The organism is Rickettsia endosymbiont of Halotydeus destructor (genome assembly GCF_049278075.1).
Taxonomy (GTDB): Bacteria; Pseudomonadota; Alphaproteobacteria; order Rickettsiales; family Rickettsiaceae; genus Rickettsia.
This window is the reverse complement of sequence record NZ_JAPNPB010000006.1, coordinates 23,590-43,297: the sequence shown is the minus strand read 5'-3', so window position 1 is coordinate 43,297 and position 19,708 is coordinate 23,590. Positions and strand designations below refer to the sequence as shown.

The window sequence follows — 19,708 nt, the reverse complement described above, 5'->3', positions numbered from 1 at the left end:
ATTTAAAAAATTATAATTTTGTTAATATGAATGAACAAATAACACAGGATCAAATAAATAGAGCTGCATGGGCTGCTTGCGATACGTTTCGCGGAGTAATGGATCCGACAAATTATAAGGATTACATTCTTGTGATGTTATTCGTCAAATATATCTCTGATATCTGGAAATATCACGTAGCTGAATATCAAGAGCGGTTTAACAATGATGAGTCTCTTATTCGTCGTTACTTAGAGAAGGAACGTTTTGTTTTACCGGAAGGAACTAGTTTTTACGATTTATTTGCTAAACGTAATGAGGCGAATATTGGAGAACTTATTAATATAGCCCTAGAGAAAATAGAAGAGGCAAATCGCTCTAAGTTAGCTGGAGTATTTCATAATATTAATTTTAATTCCGAATCTAGCCTTGGCAAAACAAAGGATCGTAATAATCGTTTAAAAAGTTTATTGGAGGATTTTAATAAACCAGCGTTGGATTTAAGTCCTAATCGAGTAAATGAAGACATTATAGGCGAATGTTATATTTATCTTATTTCAAATTTTGCATCTAATGCCGGTAAAAAAGCCGGCGAATACTATACTCCTGCGCAAGTATCACGCTTACTGGCCAGACTAGCAGCTCCAAAAGCCGGTGACATAATTTGCGATCCAGCTTGTGGTTCCGGTTCACTTCTAATATATGCCGCCGAAGAAGTGGGGAGTGATAATTATGCACTTTTTGGTCAGGAAAGAAACGGCTCTACTTGGGCATTAGCACGAATGAATATGTTTTTGCATGCAAAAGATAGCGCACGTATTGATTGGGGAGATACATTGAATAATCCTACTTTGCTTGAAGGAGGAGGTTTGATGAAATTTGACATTGTAGTTGCTAATCCGCCATTTAGTTTAGAAAAATGGGGGCATGAACACGCCGCTAATGACGAATATAAACGTTTTTGGCGTGGCGTTCCGCCTAAAAATAAAGGTGATTATGCTTTTATCAGCCATATGATTGAAACGACAAAGCCTCTTAAGGGACGTATAGCAGTAGTTGTACCGGAGGGCGTGCTATTTCGGGGTTCATCCGAAGGGCTAATAAGACGGCAGTTAATTGAAGAAAACTTGCTGGATACGGTAATAGGCTTGTCTGTTAATCTCTTTAGTACTACAGATATTTCTGTTGCTATTTTGATATTTGATCGTTCACGAGAAGTAGGGGGAGAAAATGAACAACGTCAAGATGTGTTATTTATCGACGCTAGCAAATTTTTTCGTGCAGGCAAGGGACAAAATTACTTAGAAGAGGAGCATATTACGAAAATTGTTAATACTTACCACGAACGTAAATCGGTCGATAAATATGCCTACCTAGCCGACATTGAAGAAATTCGCAAAAATAAATTTAACCTTCATATTCCCCTTTATGTGGATACATTTGAAGAGGAAGAGGAAATTGATATAGCAGAGTTACAAAAAGAAATTAACCAAATTGAAGATGAATTAGTAGATATACGCATCCAAATGGATGCTTATTTGAAAGAGCTGGGGATTGACGTGTGATGCAAGAAAAGTCAAAAGATAATAAAATGCAGGAAAGTGCTAGTCTTTTTGTTAAATTAGATGAAATTGTAGAAATAGTACCAAAAATGCCAAAAATATCTTCTGATACAGAAGTATCGTTTCTAGGTATGGTTGATATTTCAACTGAAGGAACGATTATAAATACTCATCGTTGTACGTACTCAAACCTATCAAAAGGATACTCTAAATTTCTTGAGGGAGATATATTAGTTGCAATAATTAGCCCTTGTTTTGAAAACGGTAAAGGTGCATTAGCTACCGGACTTATTAACGGAATAGGTCTTGGGAGCGGTCAATTTCATGTTCTTCGCGCAACTGAAAAAATTGACCCCTATATTTTACTAAATATAACTTTAAATAAAACTTTTAGAAAAAAAGGAAAATTAGAGATGGTCGGTACGACTGGTCGAAAAATGGTTCCATCATCCTTTATAAGAAATTATCAAATTTTTCTTCCTCCACTTTCTGAACAACAAAAAATTGCCTCTATCTTACGCACATGGGATAGAGCTATAGAAAGAACTAAACGCTTGATCGAGATAAGACAAAAATATCTTATTTTACTTACGAGATTATTAGTTTACGGTTATTTAAGAGTTGATAATAAAAAAACTACTAGCCGAATAAAGTATAAATGGTGCAGTGCTCCTAGTGATTGGAGTTTTTTTCTTATTAAAGATATTGCTGTGGGGCGTTCAGAATTTAATGTTAACAATAATGATTATACTGTACTTTCATGCTCAAAACATTATGGTTTTGTAAGATCATTAGATTTTTTTAAAAAACAAATTTTTAGTAAAAAGCTTACTAATTACAAAATAATTTATCGTAATGATTTTGGTTTTCCAAGTAACCATATTGAAGAAGGTTCTATTGGGTTACAAAATTTGGAAGATAAAGCGGTAGTAAGTCCAATTTATACTATTTTTACTCCTGATAATAAATATATTTATCACGATTTTCTTTTTCGTTTATTAAAAACAAAAACCTACATTCATATTTTTTGTGTTTTAACTACATCGTCAGTTGATCGTAGAGGAAAACTAAGCTGGACTGATTTTTCAAATATTGGGCTTTGCCTCCCTGATTTAATAGAGCAAAAAAAAATTAGTGAAATTCTTGTTAAACAAGAGAATTTAATTAATAATTTATCCCTTTATAAAAAAGCTCTTCAAAACCAAAAACAAGGTTTGATGCAAAAATTGTTAACCGGCCAATGGCGAGTGAGAGTGGAGGAGGATAAAATATAGATATGATAGAATATGGCGATTACATAATCTTTGTAGATGAGAGCGGGGATCACGGTTTAGAGTCTATCAATCAAGATTATCCTATTTTTGTACTGGTTTTAGTGATTATAAAAAAGAGCGATTATATTGCGAAAATAGTTCCGGCATTTATTAATTTTAAATTTAAATATTGGGGGCATACTCAAATTATTCTTCATGAGAATGAAATTCGCAAAGAAAAAAATCAATTTGGTTTATTACGTACTAATTCTATGTTACGAGCGCAGTTTTATGAAGATTTGACTATATTAATAGGAGATACACCCTTTGAATTTGTTGGAGCGGTGATAAAAAAAGAAGCGTTAATTAAAAAATATGCTTCTCCTTATAATCCTTATGAGATTGCTTTAAAATTCTGTCTAGAGGAATCTTTGGCAATACTTCTTGAGAAAGAACAAAAGGCTAAAACAATTCATTTAGTTGTGGAAGGAAGAGGAGCAAAAGAAGATAAAGAGCTAGAATTAGAATTTCGGCGTATTTGTAATAATCAACGTGGTTGGGGTTATAAAGATATCGATTTTTCTTTAATACCTTTTAATATGGTTTGTACGGATAAAAAATGCAACTCGACAGGTTTGCAGTTAGCTGATTTAATTGCTCGCCCTATTGGTTTATCGATATTGCGACCTTCGCAAAAAAATAGAGTATTTGAGGGGATTCAAGCAAAATGTAGGTCTCTAAAATGTTTTCCGCAACGTTAAACCGAAGGGCACCGGATAACCCAATACCCTACTGTCGACCGGGAAAAGCCCAATCCTTATTTTTAGTAATACACGAAATTTTTTAATATAGGAAGGCCTTAAATATATTATTTTTATAAATGTCTTAAAAGCGGTTAAAAACTATGACCTCTAAGCCTAATGAAAAAGTTGCTTCTCAAATACCGGCTATGATATCGCTGATTACGTTTGGCTATATACCTATTTCACAAGAAGAGGTGCAAAAAAAACGTGGTAAATTAAGCAATGTGCTGCTTGAAGATATATTAATAGAAAAAACCTTAGAATTTAATAATTTTACCTACCGTGAAAAAATCTACAATTTTGACATAGAAGACGCTAAAGAAGCAATACGCAAACTTAAACTCTCCTCTGCTCCACAAAACTGTTTAATGGAGGCTAATCAAAAAATTTATGATGATTTAATTTTAGGTACTAGTATCGAAAAAACTATTGACGGTACTCGAAAAAGCTTCTCTTTTAAATATATTGATTGGGATAATACTCACAATAATATTTACCATGCAACGGTTGAAATGAGAGTATCATGCACTGATTCCTCTAAAACTCGTCGTTGTGATATTGTATTATTCGTTAACGGCATCCCTCTTGTTATGATTGAAAATAAAAAGTCTGATATTTCTATTGAGCAAGCTATTTCTCAACAAATACGTAATCAGGGAGCGGAAGAAATCCCTCAACTTTTTCATTACGCTCAGCTATTACTCGCCGTTAGTACCAATGAAGTAAAATACGGCACAGTTAATACTCCAAAAAAACATTGGCAAATTTGGCACGATACGGAAGATAAAGAGGAAGATATTTACAAACTTATCAACCGACCTTTGACAAATGAAGAAAAACTAGTACTTTTTTCTGGAGAATTTGCATCTGAAAAAACTAATTTTGAGAAAAAACAAATACAAGGTTTTTTCAAGGTTACGGCGCAAGATCGTGGACTTTATGCATTATGTCGTCCTGAGCGTTTACTTGAAATTATCCATGATTTTTGTATTTTTGACGGGCGAATAAAAAAATTAGCACGTTATCCTCAATTTTTTGGCGTACGTGCTGCTATGCAGAGAGTAAACCAGCTTGATGAAACAAGGAGGAGAGAAGGCGGAGTAATATGGCATACGCAAGGTACTGGTAAATCTCTAACTATGGTAATGCTTACTAAAGCATTAATTAAAAATATAAATAATGCTCGTATTATTCTGGTTACTGATCGTACTGATCTTGATAACCAACTTAAAAATACATTTAAATCTTGTGAATTTAAACCGGTATGTGCCGCTTCAGGAAAAGATTTAATTCAATTAATTAAAGATAAAAAGACCCTCATAACCACGGTAATTAATAAGTTTAACACGACTAAATTTAATATAGTCATGAATAGCTGGAATTTTAAAGATGAAGATAATAATATTTTCGTGCTTGTTGATGAGGGGCATCGTACTCAAGCCGGCCTTTTCGCTGAAGAGATGCGGCGTATTTTACCGAAAGCTTGCTATATAGGATTTACTGGTACACCTCTTTTAAAAGGAGAAAAAACCAGTACAAGAAAATTTGGTGGGTTTATTCATACATATACCATAGAAGAGGCTGTACGTGACGGCGTTATAGTTCCTTTAATTTATGAAAGTCGAAATGTTGGTCAAAAACTTGGCAGCGACGTAATTGATGAATGGTTTGAGCGTGTTGTTAAAGGGTTAAGTAACGACGAAAAAAATATTTTGAAATCAAAATTTGCTTGTGCTTCCAAATTGTCACAAACCAAACAAACTATTTATGCTAAAGCTGTCGATATTTCAGAACATTATCGGCAAACACACCAAGGAACAGGTCTTAAAGCTCAATTAGTAGCTCCTTCAAAAGCTGCCGCTATTCGCTTTAAAAATTTTATCGACGATATAGGTCACGTAACATGTGAAGTTATCATTTCCCCGCCCGATGATCGTGAAGATAATGAGGAAGTGGATCGTACTTCCAAAAACTTTGTTCAGACTTTTTGGAAAGATATGATGAACAAATATAAAACGGAAGCAAAGTACAATAACAAAATAATTGAAGATTTTAAAGAAGCTAGCGACCCTGAAATTTTAATTGTCGTCTCAAAATTACTAACCGGTTTTGATGCTCCGCGTAACACCGTTCTTTATATATGTAAGCGGTTAAAAGAACACACTCTTTTGCAAGCAATTGCTCGTGTAAATCGTTTATTTGAAGAAGAGAATAATAACCTCAAACAACACGGATATATAATCGATTATGAAGGATTACTTGGAAATTTGCATAAAACGCTTAATAAATATCATGCTCTTAAAAATTTTGACGAAGAAGATTTAAAGGGTGCCTTGTATGATATTCAAAAAAAATTGGAAGAAATTCCCCAGTTACATCAAGATATTTGGGATATTTTTGCAAGCGTACCAAATAAATCTGATACTGAACAATTACAGCAACATCTAGCCGATAATTTTATTAGGAAAGATTTTTATTTAAAACTACAAAAATTTACTTCTTATATGAGTATCGCTTTAGTTTCTGAAAAAGCCCATAAAATTTTTCCTGAAAAGCTAAATATGTTTTGTCTCGACTGGCATAATTTTAAAGAGCTTAAAAAAGCAGTACAAAATCGTTACCAAGATATATTTAATACCAAGGAATATGAGCCAAAAATTCTTAACCTTCTTGACGATCATATTATGGCGTCCCCTGCTTATACTATTATTGAAAAAGTTAATATCCACGATCCAACTCAGCTTGCGGCAATTATAGCAAAGCAAGGAATAAGTGATTTAGCGAAAGCCGATCTTATTACTGCAGCAATGAAAAATAATATTGACGAGCACCAAGATGCAGCTCCTGCGCTTTATCAAAAATTTTCTGAAATTTTGAATGAAATAATTGAGAAAAATCGTAAGAAACGTTTAAATGAAAAGGATATTCTAAAAAAAGCTCTACTTGATAAAGATTATTTAACGGAGCTACATGGTTTAGCTAAAGAAGGTCCTACAGGGTATTTTGCTCAAACATTTCCTGCCAAAATACGTGATAACCCTGATGCTCAAGCATTTTACGCTGAGTTACTACCGCATATGGAGGAATTTCATCGAAATGATCAGGACATAATAGCGACAATTGCATTAGATACGCTTGACATTATTAAACCCCATTTAATTGTTTGTTGGGAAACAAACGAAGAAAAGTCAAAAACAATATCTAAAGAATTATATAATTATTTTCTTGAAGTTTTGAAGAAAAAAATGTTAATTCCTACTCCTCTTACTCCTCTTACTCCTACTGAAATAGACAAAATTTTTGATGCGTTAATGAGCATTTGTAAAAAAAGATTTCCTGGCAAATAACTAGTTTGGTTTTTTCTATTTCTCAAAAAATTTGTGTAAAAAAACAAATCAACCTATAAATAGTTCATCAAATTTACTTAATATATCGACTTATTACTCTCAAATGATACAATTTTATTCTTATCTATATAAAGCTCTAAGCGGTAATATTCTTAGTGCAAACTAATAATTGAGAGAAAATATGGCAGATGAGGACGATATAATCCCTGGTTTCGTTAAACCGGAAATAGTAGATAGAATAGTTAAAGGAGAGGTAACGGCAAAGGATGTCGCAGTACTTAGAGATAGCTTCGCCACTAAACCGAAAGAACGAGCTAGCTTTGTTGAAGCATTGAGCAATAATTTAAGTGACGATGCTATCCATAAATTAAATTCCATGGTAATGCGAGAAGCAAATAACTTATTACCGCCGGATGATCCAAATTTTCAATGTCGAACTGCCGATACTAAGATTTTTCAAGAATTATTACAAGTAGAAGCTGAGCGTTCGGGAATGAAAGGTGCATTTAATGACAAAGGCGAATATGTAGCCCCTAAAATATCTCCGGCAATTGAAGACCATTATGCTACCTTAGCAGATAAAGGAGGATTTTATGAAAAACGTGCAGCTTTGTCCGGAGATGCGGTAGAGGTACGAACAGCAAAATCTGTGGGCTTTATGCTTGATGCTCCACTTGCAAGGAAAACAGAGTATTATAATAAATTATCCCCTGATACACAATATGTTTTAGAAGATCAAATAAGAAATAAAGAACCTCTTTCTAGCAAACCAAAACATACAGAAATAGTTAAATCTGACTCATTAACCCCTGCAGAACTTGAAACAAAAACCAATGATATTACAAAGGTTTTTCTACAACCTTTAGCAAATACAATAATCGCGCAGTCTTTAAAAAATTTAGAAGGAAAAGAATTTTCTATAGATGCCGAACATAAAGAGAAAATTACTAAAATATTATCAGAGACTTTACAACAGATGCCTGCCGAAGATTTAGCAAAGCATAAAGCTGAGTTAATCGGCTCAATATCGCAAGAATTAGAAAAAAAACAAACCACATTATCAAAGGTTACTCATGCCTTTAATAAATCCTCTTCTTATCATATTTCCACGGAAAATGTTAAAAAACTTGCAGAAAAAGTAACCACTCAATATAAGGCGCCTGAAAAAGAACAACCGATAAAAGATATTATAACACAAAAACCGATACAAATCCCGTCACCCAAAAAAGAAAATGACCAAAGCAAATCTAAAAATAGTATTAAAGACAGAATAACTGCAAAAGTAGCTAGTATGAGAAACACCCTAAATAATATTGCTCCTGCAGCTAAACAAGTTAATGCTGTCCGAAATGCAGCCCTGGGGAAAACAACAAACCGGAAACAAGGAAAAGATGAAGGAAGAGGACGATAATTTGTTTCGGGAATTTGTTTCAAGAGATTAGTAAACAAGTGTTGTTGTTGTGTTTAAGGAAAGTAGTAGTAGGCCATTCCCGTGTCCACTATGTCATTCCCGCGTAGGCGGGAATCCAGAAAAATACTTTCTAAATCACCCTTGAATTTATTTCAGGATCTACTATAAAAGGCGCGACAAGTTTATTCACCCTGACAAAGAAAAGCCTGGATTCCCGCCTACGCGGGAATGACATAGGATGCTTAAATGACATACTGTTGTTTTTACTGAATCACGCAATAATGCTCCTTCACTCGGCAAAGACGATAGCTATTACCGTGTCTTGAATATACAGTATATCATTTTACTCCTGCTCCGACATTCATCGATAAACTTGCCGAAACAAATTTTTCTAAATCACCGTCAAGGACGCCTTTAGTATCAGAAGTTTCATGGCTGGTGCGCAAATCTTTTACCATTTGATACGGCTGCAGCACATATGATCTAATTTGATGCCCCCAACTATTATCGGTTTTGGCGGCATTTTGTTCGTTAACACTATCGGTCCGTTTTTGTAGTTCCTGCTCATACAGTTTTGCTTTGAGCATTTTCATTGCTTCATCTTTATTTTTATGCTGTGATCTGCCGCTTTGGCATTGAGTTACCGTATTGGTCGGTAAATGAGTGATACGAACGGCCGAATCAGTAGTATTAACATGTTGCCCTCCGGCCCCCGATGATCTATAAGTATCGATCCGTAAATCCTTATCATCAATAACAATCGTTATACTGTCGTCAATTTCCGGATATACCCAGCTGCTGGCAAAGCTGGTCATTCTTTTGCCGGCAGCATTAAAAGGTGATATTCTAACTAATCGGTGAACGCCTGCTTCGGTTCTAAACCATCCATAAGCTTGGTGGCCTATCATCTTAATAGTACATGATTTTATGCCGGCTTCCTCGCCGTTAATCAAGTTAATTATCTCAGTTTTAAATCCTAAACGCTCGGCAAAGCGCAAATACATTCGCATCATAATAGATGCCCAGTCGTGGCTTTCCGTGCCGCCGGCACCGGCGTTAATTTCTAAGAAACAATTATTATTATCCGCTTCGCCTGAAAACAAACAAGCAACCTCAAATTTCTCGGCAACAGCACTTAATTTTTGTAAGTCTTTCTCTATTTGATTAAGCGTTGCAGTATCATCCTCAATACCTGCCAACTCTTCAAATTCTAAAACATCATTTAAATCAGTTTTAAGCTTATAAAAAGAATTTAATTTTTCTTCTAAAATACTTTTTTCTTTCGAAAGCTTTTGAGCATTAGCTCGGTCATTCCATAACTCGGGTTTTGCTACTAGTTCTTCCAATTCAGTAAGTCTTGCCGTAGAAGCTTCTAAGTCAAAGCGACCTCTTGAGCAATTCTAAAGATTGCTCAATTTTTTTTACATAAGTTTCAATTTCAGCACGCATTATTTTTTCCTGTTATAAGATTTTGTTTTGTTATATATTGAATGTCATTCTCGCGAAAGCGGGAATCCAGAAAAAATACTTTCTATGTCATCCTGAATTTATTTCAGGATCTAACTAAAAAGATGCTGAAACAAGTTCAGCATGACAAAAAAGGCTAGATTCCCGCCTTTAGCTAGGAGTGACATAGAAAAGCAGTTACAACAATAAACCGAATCATACCACATATATCATGAACAATCAAAAATTTATCCGAAACTTTTCAATTATTGCTCATATCGATCATGGTAAATCCACTTTAGCAGACAGGTTAATCGAGCATTGCGGCGGCTTGCAATCGAGGGAAATGAGCCATCAAGTGCTAGACTCGATGGATATAGAAAAAGAACGCGGTATTACTATTAAAGCGCAAACCGTTAGGCTAGTGTATAAAGCCAAAGACGGCAATAATTATTATTTGAACTTAATGGACACTCCGGGGCATGTCGATTTTGCTTATGAAGTGAGTAGATCGCTTGCCGCATGTGAAGGGTCATTATTAGTAGTTGATAGTAGCCAAGGGGTAGAAGCGCAGACTCTTGCAAATGTTTATCAAGCAATTGAAAATAATCATGAAATTATACCGGTACTTAATAAGATTGATTTACCGGCAGCGGAACCTGAGCAAGTTAAACAGCAAATAGAGGATATAATAGGTATTGATGCCAGTGATGCGGTATTAATTTCTGCAAAAAGTGGTATCGGTATAGAAGAGGTATTAGAAGCTATTGTCCAAAGACTACCCGCTCCGAAGGAGAGTGAAAGCGATATTTTGAAAGCATTATTAGTGGATAGTTGGTATGACCCATATCTTGGTGTGGTTATCTTGGTTAGAATAATTGACGGGGTTTTGCGTAAAAATATGCGCATAAAAATGATGGCAACGAATTCTAGCTATATAGTGGAAAATGTCGGTTATTTTACTCCGAAAAAACATATCTCCGATGTTTTATATGCCGGAGAAATTGGCTTTTTTACTGCTGCAATCAAGCAAGTTGCTGACTGTAAAGTAGGGGATACTATAACCGATGAGAAAAAACCATGTCTTACGCCTTTGCCTGGTTTTAAACCAAATTTACCGGTCGTATTTTGCGGTTTATACCCAACAGACAGCGCAGAATTCGAGCATTTAAAGGATTCTCTCGCCAAGCTACGCCTAAATGATGCAAGTTTTGAATTTGAAATGGAGAGTTCATCGGCTTTAGGCGTTGGTTTTAGATGCGGGTTTTTAGGATTGTTACATTTGGAGATTATCCAAGAACGCTTAATGCGTGAGTTTGATTTAGAAATGATTACTACTGCGCCAAGTGTAATATATAAAATTCAGCTGCGAGACGGTGAAAGTTTTGAGATTCACAACCCCGCAGATTTACCAGATATACAAAAAATCGAATCCATGGAAGAACCTTGGATCAAGGCAACAATAATGGTACCCGATGAATTTTTAGGAGCTGTTTTATCGTTATGTACTGAAAAAAGAGGCATGCAACTAGACCATGGCTATATAGCCAATAGAGCGAGATTAATCTATAAATTACCTCTAAATGAAATAGTTTATGATTTTTACGATCGTCTTAAAAGCTGTTCAAAAGGCTATGCTAGCTTCGAGTGGCAAATGGATAGCTACCAGCCCAGTGAGCTTGTTAAACTAGGAATTTTAGTAAACAGCGAAGTGGTGGACGCTCTTTCAACAATCGTGCATCGCACACGTGCCGAACAGAGAGGCAGAGCATTATGCGAGCGTCTTAAAGATTTGATACCGAGACAGCAAATCGATATAGCCATTCAGGCATCGATCGGCAGCAGAATAATAGCGCGAGAAACTATTAAAGCGCTTCGTAAGGACGTAACTTCTAAATGTTACGGTGGCGATATAACTCGTAAACGTAAGCTCCTTGAAAAACAAAAAGCTGGTAAAAAGAAGATGCGGCAATATGGTAATATCGACATTCCTCAATCCGCTTTTATCGCTGCTCTGAAAATCGGTAAGGAGTAGTTTGTCATTGCGAACATTTGTGCTGAGCGGGGTAGTCTAGAATATCGTATTCGTCATTGCGCGGAGTCGTTAGGAGACGTGGCAATCTAAAAAGGATAAATTGCGTAATATTTTCTCTAGATTGCCACGTCGGGGCTATCCCCCTCCTCGCAATGACGTTTGAGATGTCCATGCAACAATATCTTATAAGAATGGCCTCAAAAATTTCTTAAAAACTTTAAAAATTTTTCTGGACTTGAGAATATAATAATTATATAAACTTATACAAAATAAATGCAGCTAAATTCAAAAAGATTCAGGCAAGATGAATTTGAGGGTGAGTCTGCGCAGCGTACTTGAGTACGTGAGCACAGGCGAATCCAGAAAAATTCGCCTTTATCAAGCTTTTTGAATGACGCTGTAAAAGGGCTCGTAGCTCAGTTGGTTAGAGCACGCCGCTCATAACGGTGTGGTCGCAGGTTCAAGTCCTGCCGAGCCCACCATTCGCCATTTTTTGGTATTTCTACAAAGATATCGAAGGGCGGACGCAGCATAAAGTCAAGCTTTTCGCCGTTTAAAGAAAGGTTAGAGAATACCAAATTTACTAAATTCCTTTTTCCTCAATAATTCTTCTCTTCGGGAATAAAATTTACTATCTTATTCCAGCCAAAATAATAACATTTTTCAAAATAAGCTGTTGCCTGGTGCAAAAAACGATTTTCATACTTGGTTAAATTACGTAATATTATATCCGAGCCGTCATTTTTATAAGTGATGACTATAATAAGTTTTGCGGCGATTAAAGTACCGAATACCGCCTACATTATTGTGTTAGCCGAAGTGTTTAAAAGATTATCGTCAATTATGACAGTGAGGGGTTTGTTATGGCAGGTGCTTATACGATGAATTAGCTTAACAAAAGAACGATAATCATAAGAGCCTTTAGCTTGAATAATTTTTAATATTTTGAGTTTTTCTTTTTTGCAGCTAATGGCTAGCTTTTGCCTAAGCTGTTCACTTTCAAATCCATAAGGTGGGTGCAAGAAAATTATTGCTTTGGAAGCCGGTAATATAGAGTTTGGAGTTGATTGATTGGTCATATTAATGTTCCCTTTTTAATAAAACTTAAATTGCTTAAGTTTGAACCACCAAAAATTGCTTTAAGGTGGTCGGGGGTTCGAAAAACCGTGAGTAACAGCTATGATAAGTTTTAGGTTTAAAGCATGCGCTTTAGACCTTGTACATGCCTACCATCTCCCCGACCATGATAAAGTCGAGGATTACATAATTTTATGGTCTATGAAAACCATACTCACAGAGGTTTCGAAACCCCGGAATAGTTTTGCAACTACTCCGATGGTGATTTTATATAACTCTCATAAAAAGTCAACCAAGCTTTATTATTTTTTCGGCAATGCTACAACTCATAAATATGTGACATATCTGAAACAACTATTGATTTATTAGGTAAAATCAAGTATGTTGCCTTTACTATTTAATAGTTAACGATTAACTTATAAATTAAGTATAGTAACTCGAAAATTAATTAATCACGTTTCACTTTTTAATGAATTATAATAAAAAGAAAGCTGTATAAATAATTATTTACTAACTTGTTTAATCTCCTCGGAAGTTTCTAATTAATTTATATTTTGCCCCATTCTTTACGAAACCACTCAATTTCTATAAACATAAACTCATATGCTTTGAAGTTTTTTCGTAACCAAACCTCAAAGGCAAAATATAATATTTTCAATATATCTTTTTTAAAATCTAAGTTTAAGTTTTTCGTTAAATATCAAGTAGTAAGCTAGCTAATTTTATTAATTAACATAAATACTTAAGGATTAAATATATGCCAATACAAATAAGTGAAATAAATAATGAACCTCCTGCTCACAAAACCATAGGAATAAAACCTCCTAAATTAAATATGGAAATGTCGGATCAGGATTATAATAAACTATGTGAAGCTATGGATAATGGAACATTACAGGAATTCGTTACAAAATATAAAACAGAAAATTCTTTATTTACAAATGATGAGGTAATTGCTCTAGGTCTTTTTAAAGCTCTTAATAAAAAAGAAATAACTCTGCTTTCTGACCTTGAAAAACCAGGACAATTATTATTTACTAATTTAGATCAAAATATTTACCCTTTAATTATTTCTGATGTGCATGGAGATAATGCTATTTCATATGCTTTAAAAAACTTTATATGTATTAGTTATATATCAAGTTATATCGGCATATTAAAAGATAAAGGAGAGATAGCTAATAAATTTATTCTTGGTAAGGAATTAATAAAAGAAATAGCAATAGGAATTAAAAATTGTTCAATTTCAATACCTCCAACTTCACTTATAAAAGATATGATTGAGCCAATATATACCAGTGAAAGTGTTGAAGAATTAAGGAAATGTATAGGCGTAGATTGGTTAGAAACTTATTATATTTAATGTACTGCTATATTATCAAATTTTCTTGAATCAATAACATTAAAACATGGTAAATTTATGAGCAAACAACACTTAGGAGAAATTCGTAAAAATTTAGCACCATTGGAAAATAGTTTAGCAAGTTTGGGAAATGATGGAGTAAAATATGTAAGTAGGTTAGAAAATGTTCAAGGACATAAAAATAAGGAATTAAGCTGTTTAAATGAACTTGCTGTATTATGTCCTTCTTCGCCATATGCCGCCTTAGCATTAAGAGGTAATAAATTGTATGTTGCTCAAAATAATCGTACACCAGGAGTAATAGATAAAGAAAAGCTAAAAGAAATTTTAAAAGAACAACACGCGTTTGCGGATTTATCACAATTGGTATCAGGTGAAATAGAAATAGAAATAGTACGCTATAATCCAGATGGTCGCCATGCAGATATGGAAGCTGTTTCAAAAGCTATAGAAAGTAATAAATTAACCAACGAATTTGAACAAAACATTAATGAAGAACGTAATAAGCCTATCTATTTAGGGCTTGCACGTTTTGATGATACGGGTAAAAATATACCTCATGATCCTGCAAGTTGTGGGTCATGTTTTGCAAGTATTGAAGCATTGAATAAAAATGGTTATAATGTCAGGGTTACACTAGCAACTCCTTATAATTTTCCTAGTAATTTCTATAAAATATCTTCTTTAATATTAAACGATCCAATTATATTTAATGATTACCTTGGGGTGCTAAAAGAAAGTACTAATATATTATTAGAGAGGTTAAAGGATGAAAAAGCTTCATATGTACAATACAGAGTTCATGATGATAAAAGAGAAACTTCCGAAAAATTGAAAAGAGTAGAATATGAAAAACTTTATGATGAAATTTCTAAGGACGCCAGAAATTGGAAATATGCTGATTACTCCAAATTTTCTAAAGAATTAAGAGAATATATTACGGTTGCAGAAAATGCTATAAATCAAGTAGAAATAGCGGAAGCTAACGTTGCAGGTTTAGTACAAAAACAAAGAGAGGCAAAAGAGAAAATTTTAACTGCTATGAAAAAAGTTGAGGGATATGAAACCTTAAAAAATAATGTAAATATTGTAGATAAGGAAAAAGCAAGTAAAAATATAAATGCGATAAATGAATATATCAAGGAATATGATAAAATTATTATTAAAGCAGACAATGCCAATGGAGTATTTAAGCGTGCTGCTCCTGGGCAAAAAAACAACACAAAAAAAAGTCTAGAATCACATCAGAAGCAGCTAAAAGAGTTAAGAGAAAAATTTTCTTTTCTTTTGCCAAAAAGAGAAATAAGTTTAGAGTTTGAAAGCGAGAAAGAAAATTTAGAAAGTGAGAAGAAAGATTTAGAAAAAGAACAGAAAAAACTAAAAGCTAATGTAAAAAATTTAAATGAAATAGTTAAAGAAACGCTAGCCTCAACAGGAGCGTCAAATGTTCAGGAACTTGATAGTGCAATTGATACACTTAGAAAAGCAAAAGAATTTTATGAGGTGGGGAGCTATGCGGAAGCATTAAATGCTATTAACAATAATAAAGTTTTAAATAATAATATTAATACCCAAATATCTAGTGGTATTACAGCAACTACTAGAACCACTACAACCACCGCAACGACAAATCCAAATCTTAATAGTAATCTCCTTCGCGCTGAAAAAGAAAACCTAACTAATTCTCTTCTACAAGAAGAATTAAACCGCAATGGAAAGTACAATTTAAATGATCGTTTGGCTGCCGGAAATGACAGTAATGAGTTGCTGAATAAATTTGATAGGGAAGCAGTAATTACAGCGAATATAGATATCAAAGCAATAGATGCCAAAAAATCTGCAGAAATCGGTTCCGTGGAAATTAGAGCGGAGCATAATCATTTAATTAATCACGCTGATAATACTAAAGCACTAATCGCTGAAATCCAGAATGGTAAAATTGATAAAAATACAGTCATAGCCATTGAGCGTAAGCAATATGGTGATAATCTCGGTATGAAAGACGTAATTAAGATAGCCAACATACTGGAACATAACGAAAAAAATCCTGATAATCCTTTAAAACTACCTGAAGAGTTAGAGAACACGCCAATATTTCAGGATGCACTTTTATATAAAGCAGCTAAAGAAAATGGCATTAAGGTAATTAGTTTAGAGGGTAAGAATTTGGAACATCTAAAAGATTCACCGCTTCATAATGAAAATCGTGAACAATATATGACTGACGTAATTAATGAGGTTCGCAGTAAAGGCTATAATGTAATTGCTAGCGTCGGCTCTGCTCACGTAGCTAATTTAGAAAAAGCTTTAGAAAATCAGCAAAAACACGATATAAGATTTAACCATATATCTAGAAAACTAAGGCAAGAAGCTTTAAATATTCCTAAAGCAATTCCGGCAAAAATAGTAAGCATGAGGGAAGTAAAGAAAAGCAATAATACGTCATGGCAAGATTTAGTAACCAGCCAATCGACAAAAAAGACGCAAGTTGGGAGAAATTAGTAGTTACCCAAACACTATTAAAATCGCCATGACGATTAAGGTATATCCACGCAGACAATGCCTCCTCGCCCTAACGCTTCTTGCGGCCCCCCAACAACTAAAGTTGTTTCTCAAAAAATTTCCTAGTCAGATATACAGATTATCACCTTACTGAATCTTACAACAATATTCTCATAACTATTATCTTAATTTTTAATGCTTCTTTATTAACGTCATATTTAATTTCTTAATCCTTTCCTTCTTTTTTTATTTGACTTGTTACCGAGATACTTATAGTTATTTTAGTAAATGTAAAGTTAACTTATAGTTAACATATATTAATAAACTATAAGTAAAAAGGAAGTTATGTTTACGCAAGCTAAATCAACAAAAACAACGTTAAGTGAGTTATTAATAAAATGGTTAGAAAAAGAAGGATTTATCGAACAAGCTAATAGTTTAAGAGATGGAGCAACTACTCTTAATCTTCCCTGCAAGGAAATAGGAGATGCAGAAACTAAGCATATCGCCGAGGCTTTGAAAACTAATACTACTCTTACTGAGCTTAATCTTAGCTATAATAAAATAGGGGATGAAGGAGCTATAGCTATAGGTGATGGGTTTAATGATATGGCTCTAACTTCTCTTAATCTAGAAAATAATTATATAGGGGATGAAGGAGCTATAGCTATAGGCAGAGGGCTTAAAAATAACACTATTCTCACTTCTCTTAACCTTCACTATAATCAAATAGGATATGAAGGAGCTATAGCTATAGGTGAGGGACTTAAAAGTAATATGGCTCTCAATTCTCTCAATCTTTGGTACAATGAAATAGAAGAGGAAGGAGCGATAGCTATAATCGAAAGAATTAAAAATAATATGGCCTTAACTTCTCTTAACTTGGGGAGGAATAAAATAAAAAAAGAAGCAGCTATAGCTATAATCGAAAGAATTAAAGATAATATGGCTTTAACTTCTCTTAACCTGGGGGAGGTTCAAATAGGAGATGTAAAGAAAGCAATAGAAGAAAAAACTAATTACAATAAGGCATTATTTCAAAAATTGACTTCATTAATAAGCCACTATTTTTTAAAGGAAGAAGTCACCAAGGAAAATATGAATGTAGATTATGCTTTTAAAGTTTTAACTGTTAATAAATTTTATAAAGTAGTCAATAAAAAATTATTAAAAGAAAATTTACAGAAGCAAGGAGTTATTGATGCTAACTTCGCATTAGAAAAAGTAGATAATCTTATCAGAATGAAACCTTTTACTATTGCCGGGGTGTGTAAAAATATACAACCAGATACCGAGCTTGCTACTCCTTCAGAAAAGAATAAGTATGTAGGACACATATCAGAATTATCATCTGAATTGATAGTATATATTACATCTTATTTAGATAGCACGCCTTGGGGTTTAGAGGTTAAGGTTCTTAAAGATAAGCTGCTTTTGAATTACCCGAAATTGCTAAAGTTGATGTTGAAAGAATTTACTTTAGAAAAAACAGTAGAGTTAAGCAACAAATTAAGCCTAGATTTAATAACTCAAGCACTCAGTAGTGAATACGATGAAGGCGAGGAACTTATATTGGGCGGTTTGATGAGTTTAGAATATCCTGAAGCACTGGTGGGCTAATTTATATTAGCAGTACAAAAGAGAAAGAGGAGTTTGCTCCCCATCATGTAACTAGATTTTTGTTACGATGACGCCATAATCTTGGTTGATAGAAAAACTGTTGTGTATTGCAGTTCTGTACGTTATATTAAATGGGAATACGGCGGCCCACCATCCTTTTAATATTCAAAATGATTAACCTTAAAACACTTTCCTGGTATCTTTTTAGATCGTATTGCGGGTATTTCCTTACCATATTATTCCTGTTAACTGGTATATTAGTTATTGCAAATATTTTTGATCTTTTACAGAAGTTTAAAAATATTTATATTCCATTTCATTTTTTTTGGCGGTTCACGCTATATAAAATTCCTTATTTGTTAAGCCAGGTAGCGTCCCTGATAAGTTTTATTGCTATGTTGTTTTTCCTTAAAAATTTGACGAAAAACAATGAATTAATAACAATTTTATCTAGTGGGGTTCATATTTGGCGTATTCTTGTTATTCCGGTATTTACAGTATTAATTTTAGGTATAGGATTCACCGCCATACTGGACCCTATAGGTGCTTTAGGTTTACAAAAATATGAGGTATTAGAAACAAAATTGTTAAAAAAAAGGGTTAATGAAGTTACTGTATCTAAATCCGGCTTACTAGTTTTTGAATCTTATCAAGGAAATAATCACCAAAAGAATAATTATCAAAGAAATAATCAAATAATTCAAACTCAATCTATTAATTTAGCCGCAAGAAGATTAAATAATGTTACGATTTTATTAATCGGTAGCGATAACTCTTTTCTTAAAAGAATTGATGCGAAGTATGCTATAGCAAAAGAGGGGAGCTTAGATTTAAATCAGGTAAAAGTTTTTACCGGTACAGAACATAAAAATTATGATAGCTTAACTATTCCGACAAATTTATCAATTGATCATTTAGCTGAAAATTTTCCCGCTCCTGAAATGGTTTCTATTTGGAAATTACCAGAATTGATTAAACAATTATTAAAGTCCGGCGTACCGGTTATTAATTATCAAATTTATTATTATAAGCAATTATTTAAACCTATCATGATGATCGCAACGGTTATTTTGGCAAGTTGTTTCATTAGCCTCAGGCAGCGAGATAATTCTCAGGAGAAAATATTAATAATTGGTTTATTTGTAGGGTTTATAGTATATTCATTATCAGAAATTTTACTTAAAATACTTGCTTATAATAGTTTATCTCTTATTACCGCTATTTTATTACCTAGTATGTTAATATTTTTTATAAGTAACTTTATTATTTTACATTATAAAGAAATTTAAAATGCAAATTTATAATATTTT

The 19,708-nt window shown here is 33.6% G+C and carries 12 protein-coding genes and 1 tRNA gene; 11 read left to right on the top strand and 2 right to left on the bottom strand.

The window, feature by feature from the left end:
* Positions 1 to 26 precede the first annotated feature (26 nt).
* From OTR29_RS05775 to OTR29_RS05755, 5 genes are all read left to right on the top strand, one after another.
* Complete coding sequence (locus OTR29_RS05775) at positions 27 to 1,544, top strand: type I restriction-modification system subunit M (protein ID WP_422229903.1); 1,518 nt, start codon at positions 27 to 29, stop codon at positions 1,542 to 1,544.
* The gene (locus tag OTR29_RS05770) at positions 1,544 to 2,815 is read left to right on the top strand and encodes a restriction endonuclease subunit S (RefSeq protein WP_422229901.1); all 1,272 of its coding nucleotides are present in this window, start codon (positions 1,544 to 1,546) and stop codon (positions 2,813 to 2,815) included. Before OTR29_RS05775 ends, OTR29_RS05770 begins: the two co-directional genes overlap by 1 nt.
* Positions 2,816 to 2,817: 2 nt before the next feature.
* Entirely contained in the window at positions 2,818 to 3,555 is a 738-nt protein-coding gene (locus OTR29_RS05765) for a DUF3800 domain-containing protein (RefSeq protein ID WP_422229900.1), read from the top strand.
* A 143-nt stretch (positions 3,556 to 3,698) separates the two neighbouring features.
* Positions 3,699 to 6,944, top strand: a complete 3,246-nt coding sequence (locus tag OTR29_RS05760; RefSeq protein WP_422229898.1) for a type I restriction endonuclease subunit R — start codon at positions 3,699 to 3,701, stop codon at positions 6,942 to 6,944.
* Between the two features lie 181 nt (positions 6,945 to 7,125).
* Positions 7,126 to 8,355, top strand: coding sequence for a DUF5410 family protein (locus OTR29_RS05755; protein WP_422229896.1), 1,230 nt, complete (start codon positions 7,126 to 7,128; stop codon positions 8,353 to 8,355).
* 338 nt (positions 8,356 to 8,693) lie between these two features.
* On the opposite strand, the gene prfB is transcribed toward OTR29_RS05755, so the two are convergent.
* Positions 8,694 to 9,804, bottom strand: a protein-coding gene (prfB, locus tag OTR29_RS05750; protein ID WP_422229894.1) for a peptide chain release factor 2 whose coding sequence is annotated in 2 segments (ribosomal slippage) — positions 8,694 to 9,734 and positions 9,736 to 9,804 — 1,110 coding nt in all. Because the reading frame shifts where the segments join, the coding sequence is not laid out codon by codon here.
* 229 nt (positions 9,805 to 10,033) lie between these two features.
* On the opposite strand from prfB, the gene lepA reads away from it, so the two are divergent.
* A complete protein-coding gene (gene lepA, locus OTR29_RS05745) occupies positions 10,034 to 11,836 on the top strand; it encodes a translation elongation factor 4 (protein WP_422229892.1) in 1,803 nt (600 codons plus the stop codon).
* Positions 11,837 to 12,241: 405 nt separating this feature from the next.
* A tRNA-Ile gene (locus OTR29_RS05740) sits at positions 12,242 to 12,318 on the top strand.
* Positions 12,319 to 12,633: 315 nt separating this feature from the next.
* Here OTR29_RS05740 and OTR29_RS05735 read toward each other — a convergent pair.
* Complete coding sequence (locus OTR29_RS05735; RefSeq protein ID WP_422229890.1) at positions 12,634 to 12,915, bottom strand: hypothetical protein; 282 nt, start codon at positions 12,913 to 12,915, stop codon at positions 12,634 to 12,636.
* 755 nt (positions 12,916 to 13,670) lie between these two features.
* Here OTR29_RS05735 and OTR29_RS05730 point away from each other — a divergent pair.
* The 4 genes from OTR29_RS05730 to OTR29_RS05715 all read left to right on the top strand — a co-directional run bounded on the left by OTR29_RS05730 (position 13,671) and on the right by OTR29_RS05715 (position 19,687).
* Positions 13,671 to 14,276: a hypothetical protein gene (locus OTR29_RS05730; RefSeq protein WP_422229888.1), complete on the top strand. Its 606-nt coding sequence runs from the start codon at positions 13,671 to 13,673 to the stop codon at positions 14,274 to 14,276.
* A 57-nt stretch (positions 14,277 to 14,333) separates the two neighbouring features.
* Positions 14,334 to 16,778, top strand: coding sequence for a hypothetical protein (locus OTR29_RS05725; protein ID WP_422229886.1), 2,445 nt, complete (start codon positions 14,334 to 14,336; stop codon positions 16,776 to 16,778).
* 345 nt (positions 16,779 to 17,123) lie between these two features.
* Entirely contained in the window at positions 17,124 to 18,398 is a 1,275-nt protein-coding gene (locus tag OTR29_RS05720; RefSeq protein ID WP_422229884.1) for a leucine-rich repeat domain-containing protein, read from the top strand.
* A gap of 170 nt (positions 18,399 to 18,568) precedes the next feature.
* Positions 18,569 to 19,687, top strand: a complete 1,119-nt coding sequence (locus OTR29_RS05715) for an LptF/LptG family permease (protein ID WP_422229882.1) — start codon at positions 18,569 to 18,571, stop codon at positions 19,685 to 19,687.
* Positions 19,688 to 19,708: the final 21 nt, after the last annotated feature.

What these genes read in the sequence shown, in the direction of transcription:
- OTR29_RS05730 (WP_422229888.1), top strand. Translation starts at nt 13,671, where the DNA reads ATGCCAATACAAATAAGTGAAATAAATAATGAACCTCCTGCTCACAAA.
- OTR29_RS05775 (WP_422229903.1), top strand. Translation starts at nt 27, where the DNA reads ATGAATGAACAAATAACACAGGATCAAATAAATAGAGCTGCATGGGCT.
- lepA (WP_422229892.1), top strand. Translation starts at nt 10,034, where the DNA reads ATGAACAATCAAAAATTTATCCGAAACTTTTCAATTATTGCTCATATC.
- OTR29_RS05720 (WP_422229884.1), top strand. Translation starts at nt 17,124, where the DNA reads ATGTTTACGCAAGCTAAATCAACAAAAACAACGTTAAGTGAGTTATTA.
- OTR29_RS05755 (WP_422229896.1), top strand. Translation starts at nt 7,126, where the DNA reads ATGGCAGATGAGGACGATATAATCCCTGGTTTCGTTAAACCGGAAATA.
- OTR29_RS05715 (WP_422229882.1), top strand. Translation starts at nt 18,569, where the DNA reads ATGATTAACCTTAAAACACTTTCCTGGTATCTTTTTAGATCGTATTGC.
- OTR29_RS05770 (WP_422229901.1), top strand. Translation starts at nt 1,544, where the DNA reads ATGCAAGAAAAGTCAAAAGATAATAAAATGCAGGAAAGTGCTAGTCTT.
- OTR29_RS05765 (WP_422229900.1), top strand. Translation starts at nt 2,818, where the DNA reads ATGATAGAATATGGCGATTACATAATCTTTGTAGATGAGAGCGGGGAT.
- OTR29_RS05760 (WP_422229898.1), top strand. Translation starts at nt 3,699, where the DNA reads ATGACCTCTAAGCCTAATGAAAAAGTTGCTTCTCAAATACCGGCTATG.
- OTR29_RS05735 (WP_422229890.1), bottom strand. Translation starts at nt 12,915, where the DNA reads ATGACCAATCAATCAACTCCAAACTCTATATTACCGGCTTCCAAAGCA.
- OTR29_RS05725 (WP_422229886.1), top strand. Translation starts at nt 14,334, where the DNA reads ATGAGCAAACAACACTTAGGAGAAATTCGTAAAAATTTAGCACCATTG.